This is a genomic window from Amycolatopsis keratiniphila, from assembly GCF_000400635.2.
GTDB lineage: Bacteria > Actinomycetota > Actinomycetes > Mycobacteriales > Pseudonocardiaceae > Amycolatopsis > Amycolatopsis keratiniphila.
In genome coordinates this window covers 3,368,056-3,392,731 of record NC_021252.1, presented here as the reverse complement: position 1 = coordinate 3,392,731, position 24,676 = coordinate 3,368,056, and the positions used below count along the sequence as shown (strand labels likewise).

25 protein-coding genes are annotated in these 24,676 nt (G+C 69.6%); 10 read left to right on the top strand and 15 right to left on the bottom strand.

The window, feature by feature from the left end; genetic code table 11:
• Positions 1–7: 7 nt before the first annotated feature.
• Positions 8–1,570: an amidase gene (locus AORI_RS56555; protein ID WP_046199946.1), complete on the top strand. Its 1,563-nt coding sequence runs from the start codon at positions 8–10 to the stop codon at positions 1,568–1,570.
• 153 nt (positions 1,571–1,723) lie between these two features.
• Here AORI_RS56555 and AORI_RS56550 read toward each other — a convergent pair whose 3' ends face one another.
• Complete coding sequence (locus tag AORI_RS56550) at positions 1,724–2,263, bottom strand: TetR/AcrR family transcriptional regulator (protein ID WP_016333467.1); 540 nt, start codon at positions 2,261–2,263, stop codon at positions 1,724–1,726.
• A 231-nt stretch (positions 2,264–2,494) separates the two neighbouring features.
• Between AORI_RS56550 and AORI_RS56545 the strand changes: the two genes are divergently transcribed.
• On the top strand, positions 2,495–2,986 hold the full coding sequence (locus tag AORI_RS56545; RefSeq protein ID WP_016333466.1) for an anthrone oxygenase family protein: 492 nt from the start codon (positions 2,495–2,497) through the stop codon (positions 2,984–2,986).
• Here AORI_RS56545 and kstD read toward each other — a convergent pair.
• The 5 genes from kstD to AORI_RS56520 form a co-directional block, all read right to left on the bottom strand.
• Positions 2,971–4,713 carry a 3-oxosteroid 1-dehydrogenase gene (kstD, locus tag AORI_RS56540; protein WP_016333465.1) on the bottom strand — a complete coding sequence of 581 codons (1,743 nt, stop codon included), beginning with the start codon at positions 4,711–4,713 and terminating at the stop codon, positions 2,971–2,973. The genes AORI_RS56545 and kstD overlap by 16 nt on opposite strands.
• Before the next feature lie 131 nt (positions 4,714–4,844).
• Complete coding sequence (locus AORI_RS56535) at positions 4,845–5,882, bottom strand: LLM class flavin-dependent oxidoreductase (protein WP_043848052.1); 1,038 nt, start codon at positions 5,880–5,882, stop codon at positions 4,845–4,847.
• Entirely contained in the window at positions 5,882–6,400 is a 519-nt protein-coding gene (locus tag AORI_RS56530; protein ID WP_016333463.1) for an SRPBCC family protein, read from the bottom strand. The genes AORI_RS56535 and AORI_RS56530 overlap by 1 nt, the downstream gene beginning before the upstream one ends.
• 56 nt (positions 6,401–6,456) lie before the next feature.
• Positions 6,457–6,963 carry a winged helix-turn-helix transcriptional regulator gene (locus tag AORI_RS56525; RefSeq protein ID WP_016333462.1) on the bottom strand — a complete coding sequence of 169 codons (507 nt, stop codon included), beginning with the start codon at positions 6,961–6,963 and terminating at the stop codon, positions 6,457–6,459.
• Between the two features lie 60 nt (positions 6,964–7,023).
• A complete protein-coding gene (locus AORI_RS56520; RefSeq protein ID WP_016333461.1) occupies positions 7,024–7,947 on the bottom strand; it encodes an NsdA family TPR-like regulatory protein in 924 nt (307 codons plus the stop codon).
• Between the two features lie 537 nt (positions 7,948–8,484).
• Between AORI_RS56520 and AORI_RS56515 the strand changes: the two genes are divergently transcribed.
• On the top strand, positions 8,485–8,898 hold the full coding sequence (locus tag AORI_RS56515; RefSeq protein WP_016333460.1) for an SsgA family sporulation/cell division regulator: 414 nt from the start codon (positions 8,485–8,487) through the stop codon (positions 8,896–8,898).
• A 44-nt stretch (positions 8,899–8,942) separates the two neighbouring features.
• Here the strand turns inward: AORI_RS56515 and fgd are convergent, their stop codons facing one another.
• The 5 genes from fgd to AORI_RS56490 all read right to left on the bottom strand — a co-directional run bounded on the left by fgd (position 8,943) and on the right by AORI_RS56490 (position 13,012).
• Positions 8,943–9,947, bottom strand: coding sequence for a glucose-6-phosphate dehydrogenase (coenzyme-F420) (gene fgd, locus AORI_RS56510; RefSeq protein ID WP_016333459.1), 1,005 nt, complete (start codon positions 9,945–9,947; stop codon positions 8,943–8,945).
• A gap of 330 nt (positions 9,948–10,277) precedes the next feature.
• Positions 10,278–10,754 carry a DIP1984 family protein gene (locus AORI_RS56505; protein ID WP_228688357.1) on the bottom strand — a complete coding sequence of 159 codons (477 nt, stop codon included), beginning with the start codon at positions 10,752–10,754 and terminating at the stop codon, positions 10,278–10,280.
• A 43-nt stretch (positions 10,755–10,797) separates the two neighbouring features.
• Positions 10,798–11,325: a hypothetical protein gene (locus AORI_RS56500; RefSeq protein WP_016333457.1), complete on the bottom strand. Its 528-nt coding sequence runs from the start codon at positions 11,323–11,325 to the stop codon at positions 10,798–10,800.
• A gap of 15 nt (positions 11,326–11,340) precedes the next feature.
• Entirely contained in the window at positions 11,341–11,757 is a 417-nt protein-coding gene (locus tag AORI_RS56495) for a CBS domain-containing protein (RefSeq protein ID WP_016333456.1), read from the bottom strand.
• 61 nt (positions 11,758–11,818) lie between these two features.
• Positions 11,819–13,012 carry a zinc-dependent alcohol dehydrogenase gene (locus tag AORI_RS56490; RefSeq protein ID WP_016333455.1) on the bottom strand — a complete coding sequence of 398 codons (1,194 nt, stop codon included), beginning with the start codon at positions 13,010–13,012 and terminating at the stop codon, positions 11,819–11,821.
• Positions 13,013–13,101: 89 nt separating this feature from the next.
• Between AORI_RS56490 and AORI_RS56485 the strand changes: the two genes are divergently transcribed.
• Positions 13,102–13,461, top strand: a complete 360-nt coding sequence (locus AORI_RS56485) for a VOC family protein (RefSeq protein WP_016333454.1) — start codon at positions 13,102–13,104, stop codon at positions 13,459–13,461.
• 236 nt (positions 13,462–13,697) lie between these two features.
• Here AORI_RS56485 and AORI_RS56480 read toward each other — a convergent pair whose 3' ends face one another.
• Positions 13,698–13,898, bottom strand: coding sequence for a hypothetical protein (locus tag AORI_RS56480; RefSeq protein ID WP_016333453.1), 201 nt, complete (start codon positions 13,896–13,898; stop codon positions 13,698–13,700).
• 133 nt (positions 13,899–14,031) lie between these two features.
• Between AORI_RS56480 and AORI_RS56475 the strand changes: the two genes are divergently transcribed.
• Positions 14,032–14,538 (top strand): GNAT family N-acetyltransferase, encoded by a 507-nt coding sequence (locus tag AORI_RS56475; RefSeq protein WP_420806989.1) that lies wholly within the window; start codon positions 14,032–14,034, stop codon positions 14,536–14,538.
• Here AORI_RS56475 and AORI_RS56470 read toward each other — a convergent pair.
• The gene (locus AORI_RS56470) at positions 14,463–15,398 is read right to left on the bottom strand and encodes a DMT family transporter (protein WP_016333452.1); all 936 of its coding nucleotides are present in this window, start codon (positions 15,396–15,398) and stop codon (positions 14,463–14,465) included. The two genes, AORI_RS56475 and AORI_RS56470, sit on opposite strands and share 76 nt — an antisense overlap.
• Before the next feature lie 389 nt (positions 15,399–15,787).
• On the opposite strand from AORI_RS56470, the gene AORI_RS56465 reads away from it, so the two are divergent.
• Complete coding sequence (locus AORI_RS56465; protein ID WP_228688356.1) at positions 15,788–18,070, top strand: ATP-binding protein; 2,283 nt, start codon at positions 15,788–15,790, stop codon at positions 18,068–18,070.
• Here AORI_RS56465 and AORI_RS56460 read toward each other — a convergent pair.
• Positions 18,067–19,287 carry a cytochrome P450 family protein gene (locus AORI_RS56460; RefSeq protein WP_016333449.1) on the bottom strand — a complete coding sequence of 407 codons (1,221 nt, stop codon included), beginning with the start codon at positions 19,285–19,287 and terminating at the stop codon, positions 18,067–18,069. The genes AORI_RS56465 and AORI_RS56460 overlap by 4 nt on opposite strands.
• A gap of 130 nt (positions 19,288–19,417) precedes the next feature.
• Here AORI_RS56460 and AORI_RS56455 point away from each other — a divergent pair, with 130 nt between their 5' ends.
• Positions 19,418–20,938, top strand: a complete 1,521-nt coding sequence (locus AORI_RS56455; RefSeq protein WP_228688355.1) for a GGDEF domain-containing protein — start codon at positions 19,418–19,420, stop codon at positions 20,936–20,938.
• Between the two features lie 33 nt (positions 20,939–20,971).
• Here AORI_RS56455 and AORI_RS56450 read toward each other — a convergent pair whose 3' ends face one another.
• Positions 20,972–21,919 (bottom strand): phosphatase PAP2 family protein, encoded by a 948-nt coding sequence (locus AORI_RS56450; protein ID WP_016333447.1) that lies wholly within the window; start codon positions 21,917–21,919, stop codon positions 20,972–20,974.
• A 110-nt stretch (positions 21,920–22,029) separates the two neighbouring features.
• Here AORI_RS56450 and AORI_RS56445 point away from each other — a divergent pair, with 110 nt between their 5' ends.
• Genes AORI_RS56445 through AORI_RS56435 form a run of 3 tightly spaced genes read left to right on the top strand, consistent with a single transcriptional unit; the run spans position 22,030 to position 24,622 of the window.
• A complete protein-coding gene (locus tag AORI_RS56445) occupies positions 22,030–22,719 on the top strand; it encodes a response regulator transcription factor (protein ID WP_043848050.1) in 690 nt (229 codons plus the stop codon).
• A complete protein-coding gene (locus AORI_RS56440; protein WP_016333445.1) occupies positions 22,716–24,128 on the top strand; it encodes a sensor histidine kinase in 1,413 nt (470 codons plus the stop codon). The genes AORI_RS56445 and AORI_RS56440 overlap by 4 nt, the downstream gene beginning before the upstream one ends.
• Positions 24,125–24,622 (top strand): hypothetical protein, encoded by a 498-nt coding sequence (locus AORI_RS56435; protein WP_016333444.1) that lies wholly within the window; start codon positions 24,125–24,127, stop codon positions 24,620–24,622. The genes AORI_RS56440 and AORI_RS56435 overlap by 4 nt, the downstream gene beginning before the upstream one ends.
• Positions 24,623–24,676: the final 54 nt, after the last annotated feature.

The window sequence follows — 24,676 nt, the reverse complement described above, 5'->3', positions numbered from 1 at the left end:
CCTCGTCATGGTGTCCGTGGCGTCCGCCACCACGGCCGTCCCGGCATGGGCCGCGGACCGATCCGGCCGCCCCGTCGTGGCCGGGATCGATCTGGAGCGGGCGACGATCCCCGACCTGCAGCGGGCGATGCGCTCCGGACGACTGTCTTCGGTCGAGCTGACCACCTTCTACCTGCACCGGATCCGCAAGCTGAACCCGACGCTGCACGCGGTGCTCTCCACGAACCCGGACGCGCTGCGGCTCGCCGCGGAGAGTGACGTGCGGCGGCTCCGGCACCGGTCGAAGGGTCCCATGGACGGCATCCCGGTGCTGCTCAAGGACAACATCGACACCGCGGACCGGCAGCCGACCACCGCCGGCTCGACCGCGCTGCTGGAGTCGCGCCCCTACCGTGACGCCGGCGTGGTCGAGAACCTGCGCGAGGCCGGGGCGGTCATCCTCGGCAAGGCCAACCTTTCGGAGTGGTCGAGCTACCGCTCCACCAGTTCGTCGAACGGCTGGAGCCCGCTCGCCGGCCAGACCGCGAACCCCTACGTCCTCGACCGCAACCCGTGCGGCTCGTCGTCCGGCCCCGGGGTCGCCGTCGCGGCGCACCTGGCGACCGTCGCCGTCGGAACCGAAACGGACGGTTCGATCAGCTGCCCGTCCGGCGCCAACGGCATCGTGGGCGTCAAGCCGAGCCTCGGGCTCGTCAGCCGCAGCGGGATCGTGCCGGTGTCGAAGCAGCAGGACACCGCGGGCCCGATGGCGCGCAACGTGGTGGACGCCGCGATCCTGCTCGCGGCCCTCAACGGCGCCGACCGCCGCGACCCGATCACCGTCGACGCCGCGAAACAGTCCATCGACGACTACACGAAGTTCTTGCACCCCAACGCTTTGCGCGGGAAGAGGATCGGTGTCTGGCGGGAGGTGTACACCCCGGACGACACGACGAAGGCGGCGTTCGAGCAGGCGTTGACGAGGCTGCGGAAGCTCGGCGCGACCACGGTCGAGATCACCATCCCGTACCTGGACGTCATCGCGGCCAACGAGTTCCCCGCGATCAGGACTGAGTTCAAGCACGACATCAACGCCTACCTCGCCTCCACCGGCGGCAAGCATCCCGCCGATCTGGCGGGGCTGATCCAGTACAACCTGGACAACGCGGCGATCGAAATGCCGTACTGGACCCACAATCTCTGGGACCGCTCGCAGGCCACCACCGGCGATCTGAACGATCCGGCCTACCGCGCGATGCGGGAAGCCGCGACGAGCGCCGCCCGGCGCGGCCTCGACGAAACGCTGCGCGGCGCGAAACTCGACGCGATCGTCGCGCCGACGAACAACGCCGCGTGGAAGACGCAGCTCGGTGTCGGCGACGGCGCGCTGCTGATCGACTCGTCCGGCCCGGCGGCCGTTTCGGGCTACGCCAACATGACCGTTCCGATGGCGTACGCCGGGCCGTTGCCGCTGGGACTGTCGATCATGGGCGGGCGGTTCAGCGAACCGTCGCTGCTGGCGATCGCGTACGCCTTCGAGCAGGACACGAAGGTCCGGCGGTTGCCGACCTTCATCCCGTCGATCGGCTGAGTGCGACGGTCACCATGAGTGAGAGGTGTGTGGATATAGGGACGTTCACTGTCCCTATATCCACACACCCCGTCGTGATCGGACCGGCCACGCGCGGACCGTGTGGATTTCTGGTCGTCCAACGCCCCAAAATCCACACAGTGCGCGCGTCGGCTAATGGACCAGGAGCCCCAGGCTCCGCTCGGCCTCCGCCACGGCGGAATCGCGCTCCACGTGGCCGTCGATCACCAGTGTGGCGAGCCCGTGGAGCAGGCACCAGAGCGTGACGGCGAAACCGTCCGGATCATTCCGCTCCCCCACTCGATCGGCCAGCACCGCGCAGGTCACCCGGTGTGCCTCCGCCAGCTCCGGATACGCGGCACGGTCACCGATCCCGGCACCCGCCATCAAGCGGTACAACGCGGGATTCTCCAGAGCGAAGCCAAGGTAGGAATGCCCGAGCGCGGTGACCGTCCCGGCACCACACCCCCGCAGGCACCCCTGCAACCCGGCATGCCCTTCCAGCGCGACCGCCACCAGCAGCGCGTCCTTGTCGCGGAAATGCCGGTACGGCGCCGCGGTGGACGCACCCACCTTGGCGACCGCGGCGCGCAGACTCACCCCCTCCGGACCTCGTTCGACGAGGAGCTCCCGTGCGGCGAGGACGAGCGCACGACGGAGATCCCCGTGGTGATAGGCACGTTTGTCGATCATGGCGGACCCCCCAGCCCTTGATGCCACGTGAACGCCCCACCTTAACGGGTGCGCGCGCGACAACTGGCAGGAACGCGACAGTGGCCGCTCGCCACACGCCTGGGTCGCGTTGGTCGTGAGTGGCGTTTCGGGTTAGAACCCGAAACGCCACTCACGACACCTGCACCGACGCCCACCCCAGCCAACTCAGACACGTTGTCAGATTTACCTCAGCCCGCTAAGTTTGACAGTATGTCAAAGATAAGGTCGGATCTCGTCCCCGGCGTCACCCTCCTGTCGACGGGACTGCTCGCGGGGGCGTTCGGCTACGGCGTGGTCAACGTCGCCGCCACCTTCGACGTCGTCCCGCTCGACGTGCGGTTGACCTTCCACACGGCGCTGATGCAGCGGAACGGCGTCGTCATGCAGACCGCGATGGCGCTCGCGGCGATCAGCTCCCTCGCGCTCGCCCTGCTGAGCCGAGGACGGCCGCGACTGCTGGCAGGCGTGGCCGCGGCGCTGGTCGTGACGTCGTTCTTGGTCACCCGCTTCGGCAACGTCCCGATCAACGGCCGGATCAAGGTCTGGGCGGTCACCACGGCACCCGCCGACCACGCGGCGATCCTCGATCGCTGGGAGACCTACAACGTCGTCCGGACCGTCGCGGCCCTCACCGCTTTCGTGCTCGTCATCGTCGTCTCACGGCTCAAGCTCCCGGACCGCGCCCGTCAGCTCGAAGCCTGATCCGCGAGATCGTTCGCCGCGACATACCCGAAGGTCATCGCCGGCCCGATCGTCGACCCCGCGCCCGCGTAGCTGTTGCCCATCACCGCCGCACTCGCGTTCCCGGCGGCGTACAGGCCTGGGATGACCGAACCGTCCGCCCGCAGGACCCGCGCCCGGGCGTCGGTGCGCATCCCGCCCTTGGTACCGAGGTCGCCCGGCACGATCTTGAACGCATAGAACGGCGGTTCCCAGAGCGGCGCCAGACACGAGTTCGGCAGGACGTACGGGTCGGTGTAGTAATGATCGTAAGCGCTGGCGCCCCGGCGGAAGTCACTGTCCACACCGGACAGTGCCTGCCCGTTGAACCGGTCGACGGTGGCGCGCAACGCCTGCGACGGGACACCGATCGCGCTGCCGAGCGATTCGACGGTCCACGCCTTCTTGACCGCGCCCGCCGAGTACCACTCCGCGGGCAGGGGAAGCAGCGGCGCGACGTCGCGGAAGAGATACCGGTTGCGGTAGTGCTGGTCGACCACCAGCCACGCGGGAATCGTGGGCGACGTCGGATTCCGGTCGTACATCGTGTGCACGACGTCGCTGTACGGCGCCGCCTCGTTGACGAACCGCTTGCCCGCCGCGTCCACCATCAGCCCGCCGGGCAGGGTCCGCTCGGCGAGGCAGAAGTACGGTTCGCCGGGCAGCGGGATCGCCGGACCCCACCAGGCGTCGTCCATCAGGTCCAGCGCCGCTCCGGCGCGTTTACCGGCCAGGATCCCGTCGCCGGTGTTCGACCGCGCGCCGACAGTCCATTGTGTACCGATCGGCTGGCGCTGGTATTCGGCCCGCATGGCGGCGTTGTGCTCGAAACCGCCGGAGCCGACGATGACACCACGCCGCGCCTTCACCACCCCCGCCGCGACGGTCACCCCGGTGACTTTCCCGTTCTCGATGACGAGATCGGTCAACGGCGTGTTCAGCCAGACCGGGACACCGGCGCGCTGCAGCCCGGCCCGCAGTCCCGCGGCCAGCGACTGCCCCATGGTGAGCGGTTTCTGCCCGGCGAGCGCGGCGGCCGTGCCGCGGGCGAGGCAGGCGGCCGCCACCGCGGCGCCCTTCGGGTTGACCGCGGCCAGCGCGAGCCATTTGTAGTCCGCGCTGAACACGACCATGCCCGCGGGCGTGGCGAGATAGGGCGGGTTCAGGTTCGCCAGTTCGGCGCCGAGGATGTTCCCGTCCAGCTGGTCGGGTTCGATCGAGCGGCCGTCCGGCATCCCGCCGGGCAGTTCCGGGTAGTAGTCGCTGTAGCCCTCCATCCACCGGAACCGCAGCGGGCTGTTGGCCATCACGAAGGACAACATCGCCGGACCGTTGGCGAGAAACGCTTCCTGTCGCGAAGCGGGGATCGACGGTCCGACCACGGCGGACAGGTACCGTGCGGCCTGTTCCGGGGTGTCTCGGACACCGGCCTGCGCCAGCACCGAGTTGCACGGAATCCAGATCCCCGCCCCCGACCGGGCGGCCGAGCCGCCGAATTTCGCCGCCTTCTCCAGCACCACACAGCTGAGGCCCCGCTTGGCCGCCGTCAGCGCGGCGGTCATCCCCGCCGCGCCGGCCCCGACCACGACGACGTCGTACTCGCCGACCACCGAGGAGGCGGCCGAAGCCGTCCCCGCGAACGGCAGCCCCGAAGCGAGCGCGAGCCCGGTGCCGCGCAGGACCTGACGGCGGGACAGATCGGGACCCATGAATCCTCCTCGCGTGGGGGATCGAGCGAGGTCATGTTCTCCAGCCGGCGGCAAAAGTGAAACAAGTTCTACCCGCTTGGAGCAGGCGGCGACCGCAGCGCTCGGCCGGTCACCTCAACCGGCGCGGGCATTCAGCCCAGCGCCCGGACCAGGTCCAGCGCGCGCCCCAGGGTGGTGAGCCGCTCGGCGACCGTCTCGCCCGCCGGATACAGCCGGACCGTGTCGACACCCGCGTCCCGCCAGACCCGCAGCCGCCGCGCCACCATCGGTTCGGTGCCGATCAGCGTCGTACCGAGCACCATCTCGTCGGTCACCAGCGCGGCCGCGCCTTCCCGGTCGCCCGCCTGCCAGCGCTCCCGCACCGCCGCGGCGGCCTCCGCCCAACCCTGCCTGCTGTAGGCGTTGTTGTAGAAGTTCGTCTTGGCCGAACCCATCCCGCCGAGACTGAACGCGAGTTCGGCCTTGCGGCCGGCGACCATCCCGCGCAGTTCGTCCTCGTCCTTCGCGAACGCGACTTCGGCGCCTTGGCAGACTTCGAGGTCCGCCCTCGTTCGGCCCGCCTTCGCGAGGCCGGCGTCGAGATGCGAGAAGTAGGCCTGCGCGCCTTCCGGCACGAAACTGGTCCCCAGCCAGCCGTCCGCGATCTCCCCGGTCAGCTCCAGCAGCTTCGGCGAAAGCGTGGCCAGATGGATCGGGATGTCCGGATTCGGCGCCGTCGACAGCCGCATCGGCCTGCTCTCCCCCGGCAGCGGGATCTCGAACTCCTTGCCGGAGAACGCGATCTTCTCTCCGGCGAACGCCTGACGGATGATCGCGACCGTCTCCCGCATCCGCGTCAGCGGCCGGGCGAACGGGACACCGTGGAGCCCCTCGATCACCTGTGGCCCCGAAGCACCGAGCCCGAGCACGAACCGGCCCTCGGAAAGCTCCGAGAGCGTCAGCGCGGCCTGCGCGATCGCCACGGGGGTCCGGGTGCCGAGCTGGATGATGCCCGAGCCGAGCCGGATCCGTTCCGTCCGCGCCGCGAGATAGCCGAGCACCGACGGCGCGTCGGATCCCCACGCCTCGGCGACCCAGCATTCGTCGAGACCGAGCTTTTCCGCCTCCAGCACGAAATCCAGCGTCTCCCGCGGGCCACGCGAGGCCTCGACCGTGGTCGCCGTCCGCATCACGCGCCGTCCGCCTCGGCCCGCTCCTTGATCGCGGCGAGGGTCCCGGTCATCGCCTTCTCGAACTCGCGCAGCCGGACGAAGACGATCTTCTCCTCTTTGTCCGGCATCCGGTCGATGGCCAGCGAGAGACCCGATCGGCCCGGCCCCAGCTGCATCCATTGCCGGAGCTTCGTCCCACCGTTCTCGGGTTCCAGCGTGAAGCGCCACAGCGCCGTGGGCGTCTCGGCGTCGTGCACGGCCCAGGTGAACACGCGCGGCTCGTCGCATTCGACGACGTGCGACGTGGTCTCCCATTCGCCGAGCGCGTCGTGCTTGCTGCGGCCGACGAACCGCCTGCCGACCGTGGCCGCGCCTTCCGCGCCGTCACACCATTCCGCGGCTTGGAGCTCCTGGCTCATCTCCGGCATCAGCCGCACGTCGGAGACGATCGACCAGACCCGTTCCGGGGCGGCGTCGACCCACGCCTCGACCTCGACCGTCGGCTTGTCGGCGTACTTGGCGCCCGTCCACTCCATCGCGGCCCGCCTCTCGTGCTCGTGACCTCGATAGTTGCGTAGATGGACTTACGTTGTCAAACCTCCTGCGCGGCGAAGCGGCGCACCACGTCGGGCCGGTCCGCGAGCTTCGGCGGATAGCCGGGCCCGAGCCGCGCGCGGGTGTTCTCCCCGGTCAACGGCCCGGAGCACTGCGCGCAGACGACCTCCGCGTGCGTGTCCTGCCCGCAGGTGTCGTGATGCAGGACGACGGGCGGCCCGGCCTCCTCGGAGAGCCAGCGGTCGCCCCAGCGCGACATCGCGGCGAGCACACCGTAGAAATCCGCGCCCTTCTCGGTCAGGACGTAGTCGTAACGGACCGGGTCGGCCTGGTAGGCGCGCTTTTCCAGCAGCCCCTCCCCGACCAGGCGGCGCAGCCGGTCGGCGAGGGTGTTCCGCGCGATGCCGAGCTCCTGCTGGAACTCGTCGAACCTGCGGATCCCGTAGAACGCCTCGCGCAGGACCAGCGGCGTCCACCAGTCGCCGAGCAGGTCCATGGTGCGCGCGATCGAACACGGCCACTGCGCGAACGAAGTCCGTTTCATACCCGCGAGCCTACGCCCGGCGAAATTGATCCGGTCATTCCTCCACCTATTCCCCGGCGCTCAGGCACTGGCCCGAAACGTTGCGATCCGGTCAAGGATATCTCGCGCATTAATATCGCCGACTCTCTTCCGTACGCTTTCCGACAGGGGTTTCAAACGATCTCGCGTCCGCGCCGAACGGATCCCGTCCGCGATCTCCATCGCGGCGAGACCGACCTCCGCGGCCCGGTCCAGATCGCCTTCCAGCGCGTGGTCGACGGCGAGCCAGATCATCGTCAGCGACCGGCTGCGCATCATGTCCGGGCCATAGCCGTCGATGGCCCGGGTGAGCGCGGGAATCGCCTCCCGGCAATGGCGGACGTCGACGAGCCTGGCGAGTTCGGTGCGCACCGTGCCGATCATCGCGGCCAGGTCGTTGGCCGTGAAGAACGCGGACCACGAAGGGACGGCGTCGCCGGCGGAGTCCGCGAATTGTTCCGGCGCGACGGAAAGCTTGTCCAGTGCCTGGCGGACGTCACCGAGCAGCGCGTAGGCCCACGCCTCGTTCGCCGACAGGATCGCCTGCGAAAGCGGCCGCCCCGCGCGGCGCGCCGCGAGCTGTCCCTGGGCGAACTGCTCCAGCGCCTCCGCCGGCGAGCGGTGATGCAGATACATCCGGCCGAGCCGGTAACGGATGTTGGCGAGGAGGTCGTCGTCGCCCGCCTCCGCCGCGAGTTCGAGCGCGCACCGGAAGTGCCGCTCTGCCCGCACGGGGCGACCGGAATCGAATTCCGTCCAGCCCCTGAGGTTGTGCAGATCGGCGACCACGCCGGCCAGCCGCCGGGCCAGCGGCTCGGACATCATCCCGCGCCGCAGGGCTGCGCCGTAGGGCTCCAGCACCTGGAGCAGTTCCCGGCAGGACCCGCCGCCTTCGCGGTAGTCGCGGGCCCGGAGCGCGGCGATGACGCCCTCGAGCCGGTCGATGTCGGCCTGCCCGACCCGCATCGGGAGCCGGTCAATCACGTCGACGCCCCTGGACACGGGGCACCGCCGGCGCGGTCACCGCCCCCGGCGAGGCCGACGAGGATCTCGGGACCACCCGGCCGCGCGGCGCGTGAACCGGGTACCGCTGCCCGGCGTCCTGCCTGGGAATGGCGACGGTGATGCGTACGCCCATTACCGCTCCTTTCCCTATCCTCAACGACCATGCTCGCCGGGGTCCAGGACGGAGCCACGTCGATCTCCTGGAATACGCGAACGACGCACAATGATGTTAACCAACAGGGAAAAGCGATTCACTCCGCCGAACGGTTGCCATTATCGTTCACCGGAATATGCACGTGCGGAATCCGTTTCTTTTGCACGGCTGATCGCATTTCCCGCCCGCTCACCCCACGTGCCCGCCGGAGACCGTCCGTGAGCGCGTGAGACGCAGCTCTCAGCCGAACGTGTGAACCTTGTCAACTCGGGTCACGAAAAGGCTTCACATTGCGTTATCAATAGCTGAAGATCAACAGCAACCGAACGTAAGGGGCTGAAGCGTTGGACAAGGAAAGCGACCTCATCCGGGGGACGATCGTCTTCGGCCTGCGCACTTTCGGTGCGGACCCGCTCCCCGTGCAGGCCGATCTCGAATACGATCCCGAGGACCCGTACGCCGTCGTGGTGGCCTATCACTCGGGCGGTGGGACGGTCCGCTGGATGTTCGGCCGTGATCTCCTCGCGGACGGACTCCTCACCCCATCGGGTGAGGGCGACGTGATCATCAGCTCGGCCGACGACACCTCGATCGTGATCTTCGCGCTCAGCGCGCCCGACGGCTGCGCGGTCCTCGAAGCACCGGCGCAGGAACTGGCCGAGTTCCTCGACCGCACCTACGACGTCGTCCCCGCCGGGTCCGAGCCGGAATGGTTCGACTTCGACCAGGAGATCGGCAAGCTCGTCACCGAGTCCTGACCCGGTGGCGGCACCGCTCGCGCGGTGCCGCCCGCCACATCGGGTCAGGCGAGTTCGCGCAGCCCCGGGACGACCTGCTCGGAGAACGACCGCAGGAACCGCTCCTGGTCGTGGCCGGGACCGTGGAAGACGAGGTGGTTGAAGCCCGCCTCGACGTACGGCTTGATCTGCTCGACCGCGTCGGCCGGGTCGGAGGTCACGATCCAGCGGCGGGCGACCTGCTCGATCGGCAGCGCGTCCGCGGCCTTCTCCATTTCGGCCGGATCCTCGATACCCGCCTTCTGCTCCGGCGTCAGCGAGAGCGGTGCCCAGAACCGGGTGTTCTCCAGCGCCTGCGCCGGATCCGGGTCGTAGGACAGCTTGATCTCGATCATCTTGTCGATGTCGCCGGTGCTGCGGCCCGCCTGCTCCGCGCCTTCCGCGACCGCGGGCAGCAGCTTCTCGGTGTAGAGCTCCATCCCCTTGCCGCTGGTGCAGATGAAACCGTCACCCTGCTTGCCGACGTACTTCGCCATCACCGGGCCGCCCGCCGCGATGTAGATCGGCACCCCGCCCTCGGGCCGGTCGTACACGGTGGCGTCGGTGGTCTGGAAGTACTCGCCCTCGAACGTGACGCGCTCCTCGGACCACAGTTTGCGCATCAGGTCGATCGCCTCGCGCAGCCGCGCGAACCGCTCCTTGAACGCGGGCCACTCGATGCGGGCGACCGCGACCTCGTTGAGGGCCTCACCGCTGCCGACGCCGAGCAGCACACGGCCCGGGTACAGGCTGCCCAGCGTGCCGAACGCCTGCGCGACGACGGCCGGGTTGTAGCGGAAGGTCGCGGTCAGCACGCTGGTGCCGAGGACCACCCGCTCGGTGCGCTCGCCGACCGCCGCCATCCACGCGAAGGAGAACGGCGCGTGCCCGCCCTGGTGCCGCCAGGGCTGGAAATGGTCGCTGACCATCACGCTGTCCAGCCCGACCTGCTCGGCGAGCACGGAGTACTCGACGAGGTCGCGCGGGCCGAACTGCTCGGCCGACGCCTTGTAACCGATCTTCAGTGCCATCCGGGGTCACCACCTGGGCTCATGGATTGTTCCGCTCTTCACCTTGGCACAGAGTGGATCAGCCCCGCCCATGCTTCGGCGGGGTGAAGAGTGTCGGGAACACCACTGTGTCACCGGGAATGCGTGGAAAGACCCCGTACCCGCCCTCACCTTCCGGGACCGGCACGTGGTGATGAACTGTGCCGTTTGCGCCGTCACCTGTGCGTCGTGCTGGGCGGAGTTGTGATCGGGGAGTCGAACCCCACGCTGCCCGCCGCGTACCAGGCGAGCCGGAATACCGCCGGCCCTCGGCTTGTGCCCGCTTCCCGGAGGGCTACCTGCTTTCCACGTTCAGTCCAGGAGGTCGGTCTCCCAGTTGGTGCGCTGGATCTCGACGTCGACCGCCCGGATCTCCCCCGCGACCCGGTCCGCACGGGACCGCAGCTCCGCGACCGGAAGCGCGGAGAGGTAGCGGAGTTCCGAACGGAGCTGACGGCCGTAACCGCCCTGGTTGCGCCCGGCCGCGGCGTCGGCGGCCGCGGTCAGGACACCGTGCCTGAGCCGGAGGACGTCGCGGCGCGCGATCGCGTCGGTGATCGTGCCCTCCCCGAGCGGGGTCGCGGCGTTGGTCCGGTTGATCCGCTGGATCAGTGATTCCAGTTCGTCCAGCGCGGTTTCGGCTTCGACGAGCAGGGCGGACGCGTCTTCCGACGGTTCCTCGCCCTCCTGGTGCCGTGCGTTGTCGACGATCCGGGAGCGCAGCGCCTCCACCTTCTTGGCCGCGTCGGCGCGCGAGACGAGCGCTTCGGCCAGCTTGATCCGGGACATGCCGGGAAGTATCACCAAGATCGAAGACCGGCGCATCCCGTTTTCAGCCCGCCAGTGAGTGTCTCCGGTACGACGAATCGGGCTCGATGTATTCGATGCCGTTCTCGTCGAGTGCGTTGAACACGGTGAACCGGCCGTGCGGGAAGACGAAACCGAGCGCGACCATGCCGTTCGCCATGTCCCGCGTCACGCAGTCGAGCAGTTCGACGTCCTGGAGCACTTGACCCTCCAAAGCGGACAGTTCCGGAAAGACGTCCTGCCGCCACAGGAGCGGGCTGGGCTCGGCCGGATCGCCCCAGTCCCATGAGGACTTCCCGACCGGGTCGATCGTGTTCCAGGTCAGGGAAACCTCGTCGAACTTCCAGTGCGTGATCTCCAGCCGCTGCTCGCCGAAGTCGAGCACGACGGGCGCCTCGGAGAGCCACTCGGCGTACTCGACGAACCAGGTCAGATGGACATGCCGCAGGGGCTTGCCTACCAGCGCACGCAAGCGATCCCCGTGTGCTCTCCGGATCTCCTGGAGTCCGGAGAGCCACACGGGTTCGTAACCCTCGATGTCGAAGAACGCCACCGAGCGAGTATGCCCTCAGTCGTAGGACAGGGCTTCCACCAGCTCACCGCTGTCCGGGTTGGGCAGGGCCTTGGCCACGTCGGCCTGCGCCACGATGCCGACGAGCTTGTGCCCGTCGATCACCGGCAGCCGCCGGACCTTGTGGTTCGCCATGGTGCGCATGATCTCCTCGGCGTCGTCGTCCGCGCCGATCGTCACCGCCTCGCCCTGAGCCAGTTCCGAGGCGTGCAACGCCCTCGGATCCTTGCCTTCGGCCAGGACCTTCACCACGATGTCGCGGTCGGTCAGCATGCCCTTGAGCTTGCCGTCCTCGCCGCAGATCGGTACCGCGCCCACCGATTCGGCGGCCATCTTCTTGGCCGCGTCGAGCACGGTTTCGGAGGCGGACACACAGGTCGCGTTCGCGGTCATGATGTCTCGTGCCGTGGTCATCCCATCGCTCCTTCCGTCAGGGGTCCGTCCACCGGATACCCGGCATCCGCGGGCCGACACCTCAAGCCGCCGACGGCTCCAGAAGGATCTTGACGGCGCCGTCCTGCTTCTTCTGGAAGATCTCGTAGGCGTGGGGCGCGTCCTTCAGCGGCATCTTGTGCGTCGCGAAACCCTCGACGCCGAGCGGATCGGCGGAATCGGTGATCAGCGGCATGATGTCGTCGATCCAGCGCCGGACGTTCGCCTGACCCATCCGCAGGGTGATCTGCTTGTCGAACAGGTCCATCATCGGCAGCGGGTCGACCATGCCGCCGTAGACGCCGCTCAGCGAGATCGTGCCGCCGCGCCGGACGCAATCGATGGCCGCGTACAGCACGCTGAGCCGGTCGATCGCGGCCTTCTCGGTGATCTTCGCGCCGATCGGGTCGGGCAGCAGGGCGACCAGGTTCTGCGCTATTCGCCCGATCGGGGCACCGTGCGCCTCCATCCCGACGGCGTCGATCACCGAATCCGCTCCCCTTCCGCCGGTGGTCTCGCGGATGAGGTCGCCGAGGTACTTGTGTTCACGCGTGTCGAAGGTGGTGACGCCGGCCGCGGCGGCCTTCGCGAGCCGTTCCGGCACCAGGTCGATGCCGATCACCTTCCCCGCGCCCCGGTGCTTCGCGATCCGGCAGCAGAACTGCCCGATCGGGCCCAGCCCGAAGACCACGACCGTGCCGCCTTCGGGGATGTCCGCGTAGTCGACGGCCTGCCAGGCCGTGGGCACGACGTCGGAGAGGTACACGAAACGCTCGTCCGGCGGACCGTCCGGCACCTTGATCGGGCCGTACTGGGCCTGCGGGACCCGCAGGTATTCGGCCTGGCCGCCCGGCACCTGCCCGTAGAGCTTGGTGTAGCCGAGCAGCGCCGCGCCCTTGCCCCGGTCGGTGACCTGGGTGGTCTCGCATTGCGATTGCAGGCCGCGGTCGCACATGAAGCAGTGACCGCAGGAGATGTTGAACGGGACGACGACGCGATCGCCGGGTTTCAGGTTCGTCACCCCGGAACCGACCTCTTCGACGACGCCCATGGGTTCGTGCCCGAGGATGTCGCCCTCGTCGATAAAGGCACCGAGGACCTCGTAAAGGTGCAAGTCCGACCCGCAGATACCGGTGGAGGTGATCCGCACGATGGCGTCGGTGGGCTCGACCAGTTTCGGATCCGGGACGGTGTCGACCCGGACATCGCGTTTGCCGTGCCAGGTGACGGCCTTCATGGTGCTCCCTTCGGCGAGTGGCTCTGCTCCCCGCCGGGTGCCCGCCCGCGCATCCGGCAAACCTCGCCGTTCCGTGCCACCGTGGATCCATGCGAACCCGGATGCTCGCCGTCGCCGTCGACTGCCGTGAGGCCGAAGCACTGGCCGCGTTCTGGAAGGAAGCACTCGGCTACCCCGAGACCGAACGGTGGACCGACGGTCATGGCGTGACCTATGTCGAACTGAAGAGCCCCGACGTGCCGAGCCTGCTGTTCCAGCCGGTCCCCGAGGGGAAGTCGGGCAAGAACCGGCTGCACCTCGACCTGGCGCCCACCGAACTCGAGCAGCGCGAAGAGGTCGCCCGGCTGGTGTCACTGGGCGCCAGGGTCGTCGAAGACCCCGAGTCGGACGACTGGGTGGTCATGGCCGACCCGGAAGACAACGAATTCTGCGTGCTGCCGCGGCGCTGACCCACTCAGAACCCGCGTCGGGCACCTGAAGTACCTGAGAAGGTGTGAAGGTCGAGTGTCCTGGCACCGCACTCGCGTGATCGAAGCCGGAACTCGCGTGATCAGAGGCGAAACACACGAGTGCGGCCTCCAATCACGCGAGTCACGTCCCTGATCACGCGAGTCACGCCTTCGCTCACGCCACACCTGTGTTCCCGACCAGCAGGTACAGAGGACACGGTTGGCCCTAACCGGCCTCAGGCGGCTTCATCCTCGGTCCGGACCGGCCTTTCCGAATGCAGCCCCAGCATCTCCAGCAGCATCCGGCAGTCCGTCGCGTCGCGGGCGTTCGCGACCACCGCTTGGGTCGCCTTGCGCAGCACCGCCGCTCGCACGGCCGTCGCCCCACCGTCGGCCAGTTCCTCCACCGGACGTAATCCCTCGAACGGGTTCCCCATGACCCACCTCCGTCGTCCCTTTCGTTGATACCGGATTCCGGCCGGGAAAGCCCCCGTGTTCTTGCGGTCCGGCGGCACGTCCGCCGGTTTCTCCCTAGACTGGCGCCATTCGGACGAGCGGACGGAGCGGGAACTGACCACCGAGTTGCGCGGGGAGATCGTGACCCTGACCCCGGTCACCGAGGCCCACGTCCCGGACCTGCGGCGCATCCGCGGCACGGCCGAGGTCGGGGCGCGCTGGGGTTCGATCGACGACTCCCCCACTTGGCCGTTCGACGACCCCACGACGACCTGTTTCACGGTCCTCGAAGGCGGCGTCGTCCGGGGCTTCGTCCAGTACGGCGAGGAGGATGACCCGATGTACCGGCACGCGTCGGTCGACCTCTTCCTCGACCCGGCGGCGCACGGCCGCGGCCTGGGCACGGACACCGTCCGCACGATGGCGCGGCACCTCCTGCACGATCGCGGGCACCATCGGCTGGTGATCGACCCCGCCGTGGACAACGACGCCGCCATCCGCTGCTACAAGGCCGTCGGTTTCCGCGAGGTCGGCGTGATGCGCGGCTACGAGCGCGACACCGACGGCGAGGGCTGGCACGACGGGTTGCTGATGGACCTGCTCGCCGAAGACCTCACGTAGCGCGTCAGCGCGACTCCGAGCAGCACCACGGCCATTCCGGCGAGCACCCGCGGGCCGAGGTCCTCGCCGAGCACGATCGCGCCCAGCGCGACCGAGACGACCGGCAGCAGATAGCCGACGGTCGCGGCGGAGGTCGCGCCTTCGTCGGCGATGAGCCGGTAGTTGAGATAAAAGGTGACGCCGGTGCCGAAGATCCCGAGGACGACGACGGCGAGCACCGCGGTCACGTTCAGCGGCCCGGCCGGTGCGGCGTCGAAGGGCAGCGCGAGCGCGCTGAGCCCGGTGGCGGTCAGCAACTGCGCGGCGGAGATCGCGATCGGACCGCCTTCGCCGACGAGTTTCTTTCCCATGTAAGCGAAAGCGATCGCGTAGCTGATGCCGGCGCCGAGCAGGGCCAGCGTCCCCCAGCCCAGCAGGCCGCTCTTCTCCCAGGGCGCGAAGATCAGCAGGATGCCGGCGAAACCGAGGATCAGCCCGCCCACGCGGACCACCGTGAGCCGCCGTTCGGTGCCGATCCCGATGCCGATCAGCAACGACCACAGCGGGGTCGTCGCGTTCATCACCCCCGCGACGCCGGAATCGACGGTCAGTTCCCCGATGCTGAACAACGCGAACGGCAAGGCGTTGCAGAAGAAGGCGGCGACGAGGAGCCTGCCCCAGATCCGGCGGCCGCGCGGGAGGTGTTGCCCGGCCCAGCGGCTCAGCACGAGAAGGACGGCCGCGCCGAGGGCGCAGCGGATGACGGTCACCTGAACGGGCGGCAGCCCGGTCAGCGCGAGCTTGATCCACAGGAACCCGGATCCCCACAACAGGGCGAGAACGCCCATCCGGACCAGGGTTCCCGGTGCGCCGATGCTCACTTCGTTCCTTTCGCCGGGCCGCTCGATACCTCTCCCAAGCTGCCTCGGGCGACTCGTCAGGACAAGTGAAAAGATCTACACCGACGTTAAGCGGTCCTACATCTTCCGAAAGGACCCGGTCGTGGCCGCCGGAGGCGACGGCCACGACCGGTTTCCGAGGAGATCAGCACTCGCCCGGTGTTCGCAAGGCGGAACGTGGCCTGCTCACATTTCGCGGTCGCGCATGATCCACCTCCCTTTCGACCGGCGCACCGGTGGGGAACGGGCGCGTTCTCGCACAGTTTGGGGGCAGACTTCGCACCTGCGCACACCCGGTGGCCGTGTTGTGACCCAGGCAATGGGAAGGTTGTGGCACGATCTGCCGCGAAGCGGGGAGAAAGGTGCTTCTGGTGACCGAGAATTCCGGTTCGGCCAGATCCGGGGAGACCGGGAAAGCACGCGCGGAACCGAGGCCGGTTTCGACGGCCGCGTCGACGTTCGGCCGCGCCCTGCGGCAACGACGGCAGGCCTGCGGGCTGGCGTTGCGCGAGCTTCAGAAACTCGCCTATGTCGACAAAAGTCTCATCAGCCGGGTCGAACGCGGGCTCACCCCGCCGAGCGCGGAATTCGCCGAAGCCTGCGATCGCGCGCTGGGCGCGGGCGGGACCCTGATCGTGCTCGCCGAGGCCGCCCGCGCCGAACCGTATGTGCATCTTCCCCCGCCGCCCGATCATTTCGTCGGCCGCGAAGAACATTTGGCGCTGCTGGACGAAAAGGTGTTCACCGAAACGGCGAAAGTGGTCTTCGTCGCCGGGCCGCCCGGGGTCGGGAAGACCGCGCTCGTGCTGAATTGGGCGAACCGGCGCCAGGAAGAGTTCGATTGCGTGCTCTGGTCGGATCTGCGTGGCTACGCGGCGGGCTCCCCCGCGCAACCCGCCGACATCCTCGACGACCTCCTGCGCTGCGTCGGCGTCCGCCCCGACCGGGTCCCCGCCGAGGAGCACATGCGGCTCGCGCTCCTGCGCGGCCTGTTGCGCGGCCAGCGCACCCTCGTCGTACTGGACAACGCCCTCGACTCGCCCCAGGTGCGGCCGGTGCTGCCCGGCACCCCGGACACCACCGTGCTGATCACCAGCAGGCGACGGCTGTCCGGGCTGGTCGTCGGCAGCGGCGCGGTCCAGGTTTCCTTGGAGCCACTGCGAGAACTCGAAGCGACGCGGCTCATGGCCGACCTCATCGGCGACGAACGCGCGGCGGGCGATCCCGAAGGCGTCGGCAGGCTCGTCCGGCTGTGCGCGGCGCTGCCGCTCGCGGTGAACATCGCCGCTGAACGGGTCGCCACCCATCCCCATCAGAGCGTCGGGGACCTCGCCCGCGAACTCGTCGCCGAGGGGCGTCGGCTGGAACTGCTCGCGGTCGACGACGACACCGTCGGGGTCCGGGCCGCCTTCAGCTGGTCGTATCGCGCGCTGGAGGCCGACACCGCCCGGATGTTCCGGCTGCTCGGCCTCCATCCCGGCCCGCGGTTCACCGCGGAGGCGGCGGCCGCGCTCGCCGGGCTGCCCGGGAACGACGCGCGGCGGCTGCTCGACCGGCTCGTGCAGGCGCATCTCGTCCAGCAGGTCGGCGCGCAGTATTACCGGTTCCACGACCTGATCCGCGTGTACGCCGCCGAAGAGGCCAACGCCGAGCGCCTGAAAGATGAGCGGCAGGCGGCGGTTTCCCGGCTGACCCACTGGTATCTGTACGCGGCCAACGCCGCGAGCTGGACGCTGACCCCGGCCCGCGACCATCACATCGATCTGGGTCCCGCGCCCGAAGGTGTCGAGCCGCTCCGGTTCGCCACGTTCGACGAGGCCTACATCTGGTGCGCGTCGGAGATGCCGAGCATCACCGGCGTCGCCCGGCTGGCACTGGACCACGGGCTGTACGAGGTCGGCTGGCGGCTGCCGGTGGAGCTGTTCGACTACCACCTGCTCGGCAGGCCGTGGCAGACGTGGATCTCCAGCCACGAGGTGGCGATCGAGTCAGCGAAGGCGGGCGGTGACCTCGGCGGGCTGGCGTGGTCGGCGATCAACCTCGCCGAGGCGCACCGGCGGCGTGGCGACCTCGGCCGCGCGCGCGAACTGTTCGGTCAGGCCGTCGAGATCTCCGAGGAGATCGGCGAGAACCCGAGCCTCGGCTGGGCGCTGGTCGGGCTCGGCAACATCGCGCACGAACGCGAGGACTACGCCGAAGCCGTCCGGCTCGCCGAGCAGAGCGTGGAGGTGAACGCGCGGATCGGGTACCAGCTCGGCGAAGCGACCGCGCGCGTCCATCTCGGCCGCGCCTACCGCGACCTCGGCGAACGGGACCTGGCCCTCGACCACGGCCTGCGCGCCTTCGACGCCTACGCGAAGGACGCCGACCAGCACGGAATGGGCTTCGCGCTGGTGCCGCTCGCCAGGACCTGCCGCCGGTTCGGCGATCTGGACCAGGCGCTCGGATATTGCGAGCAGGCGCTGACCGCCTACCGCAACTGCGGCGACGTCTGGGGGCAGGCCGACGCGCTCGACGAACGCGGCTGCGCGCTGGCCGCCCAGGGCCACACCGACGAGGCGATGGCCGTCTGGCGCGACGCGCTCCAGCTCGTCATGGACCTCGACGACCGGAAGGCGACCGTGCTGCGGGGCCGCCTCGAAGGCGCCGTCTAGAGCTTCACCGGCAGGTTGTGCAGGCCGCGCGTGATCGCGCTCGGCCACCACACGAGCCGGTCCTCCGGCACGGTCAGCGTCATCGACGGCGCGCGGTCGAACAACGTCTCCAGTGCCGCGGACGCCTGCATCCGCGCGAGCGCGGCGCCGATGCAAATATGCGGTCCGACCCCGAAGGCCACGTGCCGCACCGGCCGCTCGCCAGGGCGGAAGGCAAGCGGTTCGGGGTGCACTTCCGGGTCGCGATTGGCCGCCAGCAACGACAACAGGATCGGATCGCCCGCCTCCATCCGCTGCCCGGCGAGTTCCATCGGTTCGGTGACGAACCGCCAGCTGGTGTTCTGCAGCGGGGTGTCGCGGCGCAGGACCTCTTCGATGACGAGTGTCAGATGCGCACCGTCGGCCCGGGCGCGGGCCGCCTCCTCCGGATGCGTGATGAGGGTCAGCGCGGTGGACGCGATGAGACTGATCGTCGTCTCGTGCCCGGCGATCAGCGACAGGAACGCCGTCGCGGCGACCTCGTCTTCGGTCAGCTTGCCGGCCGCCTCCTGGGTGAGCAGATCACTGATCAGGTCCGCCCCCGGTTCGGCGCGTTTGCGGGCGACGACGTCGGCGAGCAGCGCGTCGAGATCGTCGGTCGCCTTGAGCATCGACGCCATGTCCGTGACGTCGCCGGCGGCGACCACCAGCGCGGGCGGGCGGACCTCGTCGAGCAGGCTGTCCGGGATGCCGATCAGTTCGCAGATCGACCGGATTCCCAGCGGGTACGCGAAATCCTCGACGAGATCGCCTTCGCCCCGGTCCAGGATCGGGTCGAGCAGCTCGTTCGCGAGCTGATGCGTGCGGTCGCGCATATGCTGCAGCCGCCGCGGGCCGAACGCGCCGGCGCAGGCCTTACGCAGCCGCGCGTGCTCGTCGCCTTCGACGTTGTTCATATGCCCGATGAGCGTCGGCCGGTGGTCGGCGGGCAGCCCGAGGTTGGCCTTGCGCCAGTGCTCCGCGGCGACGGACGGGCATTTGGACAACCGGGGGTCGGCCATGGCGGACACGACGTCCGCGTGCCGGGTCAGCAGCCAGGTCCAGGTGTCTCCGGGCAGCGGGAGCCGGAACGCCGGCGCGTTGCTCCGAAGCCATTCGTAGGCGGGCGAGGGATCCCTGTCGAAGTCCGGGCCGAACATCACGGGGACCGCGGCGGCGTCGTATGCGGCGTCAGGCATACGAGCCACGATGCCAGCCCCCGGCGGAAACGCGTCCGGCGAACGTGGGTATCCGGCTGTCTCACGCGATCGTCAACGCGGTCCCCCTGTCACCCCCTTGTGGTGACCCAGCAAGATCGATGCGGGTGCGGTGCGTAACGGGTTGGAGGTGACCCTCGTCAGCGAGTTCGGCAAGCACGACCGTGACGCGGTCTCGGCGCGGCCGCGCGGTTCGCTCCGGGGTTTCGCCGACACCGTCGGCCTCGCCTCCGCCCGCGTCTGGCGGCTGCGCGGCCGCGCCTGGAACACCCTGCGTCATCCGGCCGGGTGGGAGCTGTGGCGTCTGCCGCCCGCGGCGGTCTTCTGGATGCTCGGCACCGAGATCGCGGTCGCGTCCTGGGCCTTGAAATCGCAAGTCGATGCTTCCCTCACGACGACGGATCTCGTCCGCTTCGGCGTGATCGCGGGCTGCACGATCTGGTACCTCGTCCAGACGCAGCATCCGGAGGAGCAGCGCCGGGCGGACGACCGGCGCGGCGAGCACATCGACCAGACCGCCGTCTGGCTGGGCGGCGCGGCCGTCCTGCTGCCGCCCACGTTGTCGCTCGCGCTGCTGCTGATGGTGCGCGTGCAGCGCTACTCCATCGCGCACAAGGCGATGACGACCTTCCTCTTCACCACCGCCGCGCATGCCGCCTCGATCCTCGGCGTGCACACGATCACCGAGCTGACGTCACTGCACACCTGGCTCGAATCGGGCACGCTCCCCCAGCGCCCCGGCGACATCGCGGTCGCCGCCGTCGCGCTGGTGGGCGCCGCGCTCTGGTACTTCGCGTCGCAGACGCTGCTGATCAGTATCGCGCGCGGCCTGGCGTGGGGCGGCTGGCGGCGGCAGAAGCTGATCGGCAGCTGGGCCGACAACGCGGATTTCGTCTACGCGCTGCAGCTCGCCGCGTGCACGACGATCCTCGGCGCGGTCAACATCGCGCTGGTGCCGCTGGTGATGATCGGGATCGCGCTGCGCTCGACCCGGCTCTCGCAGGCGCTGGCGGACACGATCGCGCGCAGCCAGCGCGACCGGAAGACCGGTCTGCTGACCGAGGACTCGTTCCACGCCCCGGCCGCGCTCCGGCTGCTCGAAGACCAGACCGGGCGGCGGCCGACGGCGTTCCTGATGCTGGACCTCGACCACTTCAAGCAGTGGAACGACAAGTACGGGCATTCCGGCGGCGACATCGTGCTCGGCTGTGTCAGCGCCGTGCTGCGGCAGAACACCCGCTCCACCGACGTTGTCGGGCGCTGGGGCGGCGAGGAGTTCTCGGTACTGCTGCCGGACACCACCCGCGAGGAGGCGATACGGATCGCCGAGCGGATCCGGGTGGCCGTCGCGAAGACCGCGATCACCGGTCTGACCGAACTCGCCAGCGGGCACGCCACCAACGAACCCCGCGCGGTGGGGCCGATCCACGGCTGCACCGTGTCGATCGGCGTCGGGCTGTCGCCCGAGCACTCGACGGACTACGGCGAACTCTTCCGCGCCGCGGACGCGGCCATGTACCAAGCGAAACGGAGCGGGCGGAACCGCGTGGTCGTGGCACCCTCCGTGGTTCCGCCTTCGCCCCGGGCCCCGACTTCACCCCTGAGCCGGGCAGGCGACTCGCGCCGCGACTGACGCGTTCAGTCCTCTGAATGCGTTCGGCGAGCGTCAGCGGCGGGTCACGAGGCGGGTCTCGAGCAGATCGTCGACCACCCGGGTCTCGATGCCGGTCCGCCGCTCGAAGGCGGACCCGCACAGCGGCCACAGCGCGACCAGCACGATCCCCACCGCGGACAGCGCGGCCAGCACCAGCGCGGCGACGAACTGGGCGGCACCGTCGGTCGCCGTGCTCAGCACCGCGAAGCCGATCAGGACGATCCCGGTCGGCAGCACCATGGCCAGCGCGACGAGGTAGGCGGGCGTGCGGCGCAGATCGCGGCGGCGGCCGGTGAGCCAGGCGGCGAGCAGGCAGGCGAACGACGCGCCGAGCAGGCAGGCACCCGCCGTGTCGCTGAGCCGGTGCCAGCCCAGCGCGACGGTCGACGACGCGACCCAGGCCACGGCGACGCCGCCGATGCCGATGATCGCCGGGCGGAACCGTTGGGGCAGAACGAAGGCGAGCGCCATCAGGATGGCCATGGCGGCACTGACGTGACCGCTGGGGAAGCTGTTGTGTCCCGGTCCTCGGCCGCCGTCGGGCAGTTCGGGCCGGACGAGGACGTAGAGCTTGAGCAGCTGAGCGGCGACGAGCGGGAACACGAGGACGGTCAGCGCCGGGATCAGCAGGCCGGGTTTGCGCCGGAGCAGCGCCAGGACGACGAGCCCGATCCCGGCGGCGCCGATCACCAGCACCATGTCCTGGTCGCGCAGCGGTCCCGCCCAGTCCATTGTGGACCACTGACCGGACTGCGCGCTCCGCACGACGCCGTTCTCGGCGAGCTGCCCGGCCGACGTGTGCACGAACAGCACGTAGGTCACGACGAACGCGGCGGCCAGTCCCAGTCCGGTGGCGAGCTGGAACACGGCCCTGGACAGGGTCCGCCTGGTCTCGGCGTGCCGTCCCGGCAGCGGACGGCGGGCGGGGGTCGGCTTCGCTTCGTGGATGAGGAGGGCCATGCGTCCCACTGTCCCCACGCCGTTTAGCCGTGAGGTCCGGACAATGTCATGGTTCTGCTACAAGATCGAGCCGAGTCGCACACGCGCGGAGACATCCGAATAATGGCGGCGTGGCAAGTGTCCTTGTGATCGAAGACGACGCGTCCGTGCGGGAGGGGCTGGAACTCGCGCTGCGACGGCAGGCGCACACCGTGTACACCGCCGAGAGCGGCGAGCTCGGGCTGGAGAAACTGCGGGTGTTCCAGCCCGACATCGTCGTACTGGACCTGATGCTCCCCGGCATCGACGGCTTCGAGACCTGCCGCCGCATCCGCTCGGCGGGCGAGGTGCCGATCATCATGCTCACCGCCCGCAGCGACGACTTCGACATCGTGGCCGGCTTGGAGGCGGGCGCCGACGACTACGTCACCAAGCCGATCGAGCCGCGGGTGCTCGACGCCCGGATCCGGGCGGTGCTGCGCCGCGCGGTGAGCGAGAAGCCCGCGAGCGACGACGCCGCCGGGGAACGGCACGGCGGCCTGGTCATCGACCGGGCCGGGCTGGTCGTCACGAAGAACGGCGAGCCGGTCTCGCTCACCCCGACCGAGCTGAAGCTGCTGCTGGAGCTGTCGCGCACGCCGGGCCAGGTCTACAGCCGCCAGCAGATCCTCTCCGCCGTCTGGGATCACGACTACCTCGGCGACTCCCGGCTGGTCGACGCCTGTGTCCAGCGGTTGCGCGCGAAGATCGAAGACGTGCCCGCGAAACCCGAACACGTCCAGACCGTCCGCGGCTTCGGGTACCGGTTCGGCCGTTCATGAGGCTGCTCTCCGGATTGCGGCCCCGGCTCATCCTGGCGTTCGCGGCGATGACGATCATCGGGGCGGCGGCCGCGGCGGGGGCCAGTTACGTCTCGGCCCGCAACGCGATCCTCGAAGCCGTCCAGGACGCGGCCATGAACCAGCTGAAGGACCGGGTCGCCGCCTACGGCCGCCCGCTGTCCACGCCGCCGACCCAGGAGCAGCTCAACGATTTCGCCGGCAGCCTGCGGTTGAACGCCGTCGCGGTCTACCGCAACCTGCGGTCGGTCAACGGCCCGGACCTGAACACCTTCTCCCCCGAGTTGCGCCAGACCGTCGCGAACGACAACCGCATCCAGTTCCAGCGCGTCGACCGCGAAAGAATCCCGGAACTGCTGGTCGGCCTGCCGGTGCTGGCCAGGCAACCCGACGGGTCGATGCAGAACAGCGGCGTCGAGGTGTACTCGCTCACCTCGCTCGTGCAGCAGCAACAGGCCATCGACGAACTCGCGAAATCCGCCTGGCAGACGGCCGCGCTGGCCCTTCCGCTGGCCGCGGCGCTGGCCCTGCTCGCGGCGAGACAGGTGCTCAGGCCGGTCCGGGCGCTCAACACCGCCGCCGCCCAGCTCGGCGAAGGCAGGCTCGACGTCCGGCTGCCCGCCAAGGGTTCCGACGAGCTGGCCGAACTGGTCACGACCTTCAACAACACCGCCGCCGAACTGGAGCGCACGGTCGGTGAGCTGAGGGCCATGGAGGCCGACGCCCGCCGGTTCGTGGCCGACGTCTCGCACGAACTCCGCACCCCGCTCGCGGCGATGAACGCGGTCACCGACGTCCTCGACGAGGACGCGGAGGCGCTGCCGCCGGACACCGCCGTCGCGGCACGGCTGGTCTCCGGCGAGACCCGGCGGCTGACGCGGCTGGTGCAGGACCTGGTGGAGATCTCCCGGTTCGACGCGGGCCGCGCCGAACTCGTGCTCGACGAATGGGACCTCGCGACGGCGATCCGGGACAGCCTCGACGCCCGTGGCTGGCGCGACGGCGAAGACCTGGTCACCGACCTGCCGGAGGGTGTTCTCGCCCGGGTGGACCGGCGGCGGCTCGACCTGATCGTGGCCAACCTCGCCGGTAACGCGTTCCGCCACGGCGCGCCCCCGGTCGAGGTGCGGCTGCGCGCCGACGGCGACGGCGTCACCCTGGCGGTCGAAGACCACGGGCCGGGGATCGCCCCCGAGATCCTGCCGCATGTGTTCGACCGGTTCACCAAGGCCGACACCGCCCGCGCCCGTTCCGAGGGCAGCGGGCTCGGGCTGGCGATCGCGCTGGAGAACGCCCGCCTGCACGGCGGCGACATCACCGCGGCCGACACCGGGCACGGTGCCCGATTCGTGTTACACCTGCCGCACCGGGCCGGAGGAGGGACGCCATGAGGAAGCCCCGCGTACTGCTCGTCCTCGCGGCCGCGGCGCTGGCGGCGGCCTGCGGGGTCCAGCCGACCGGTGTCGTCCCGGCCGGGCCGGGGCCGTCGATCCGCGCCACCACGGGGCCGAACGTCCTCGGCGGCCTGACGCTGTACTTCGTCTCCGACGGCCGGGTCATCCCGGTGACCCGGCCCACCGAGGGCTTCATCTCCCCCGAGGGCGCGGTCACGCTGCTGCTGCAGGGACCGACCGACCGGGAAGCCGCGCAGGGACTCACCACGTTCGTCCCGCCGGAGTTGGGCAAGCTCCGGGTCTACTCGGGCGACCCGTCGAGCCTCGCGCTGCCGTACTCGGTGCGCAAATTGTCCGACCAGGCCATCAATCAGCTGGTCTGCACCGTGATCGCGGCCTCGACGGCCGCCGGCCGGGCACCACATTCCCCGGGGGTGAACGTGATCTCGCCGAACGAGGACGTGTACTTCCAATCCTGCAAAGCGGACTGAATTCGTCACTCACAGTGCTCACATAAAAGCACTTCTCGTATCTGTACGGGCGTG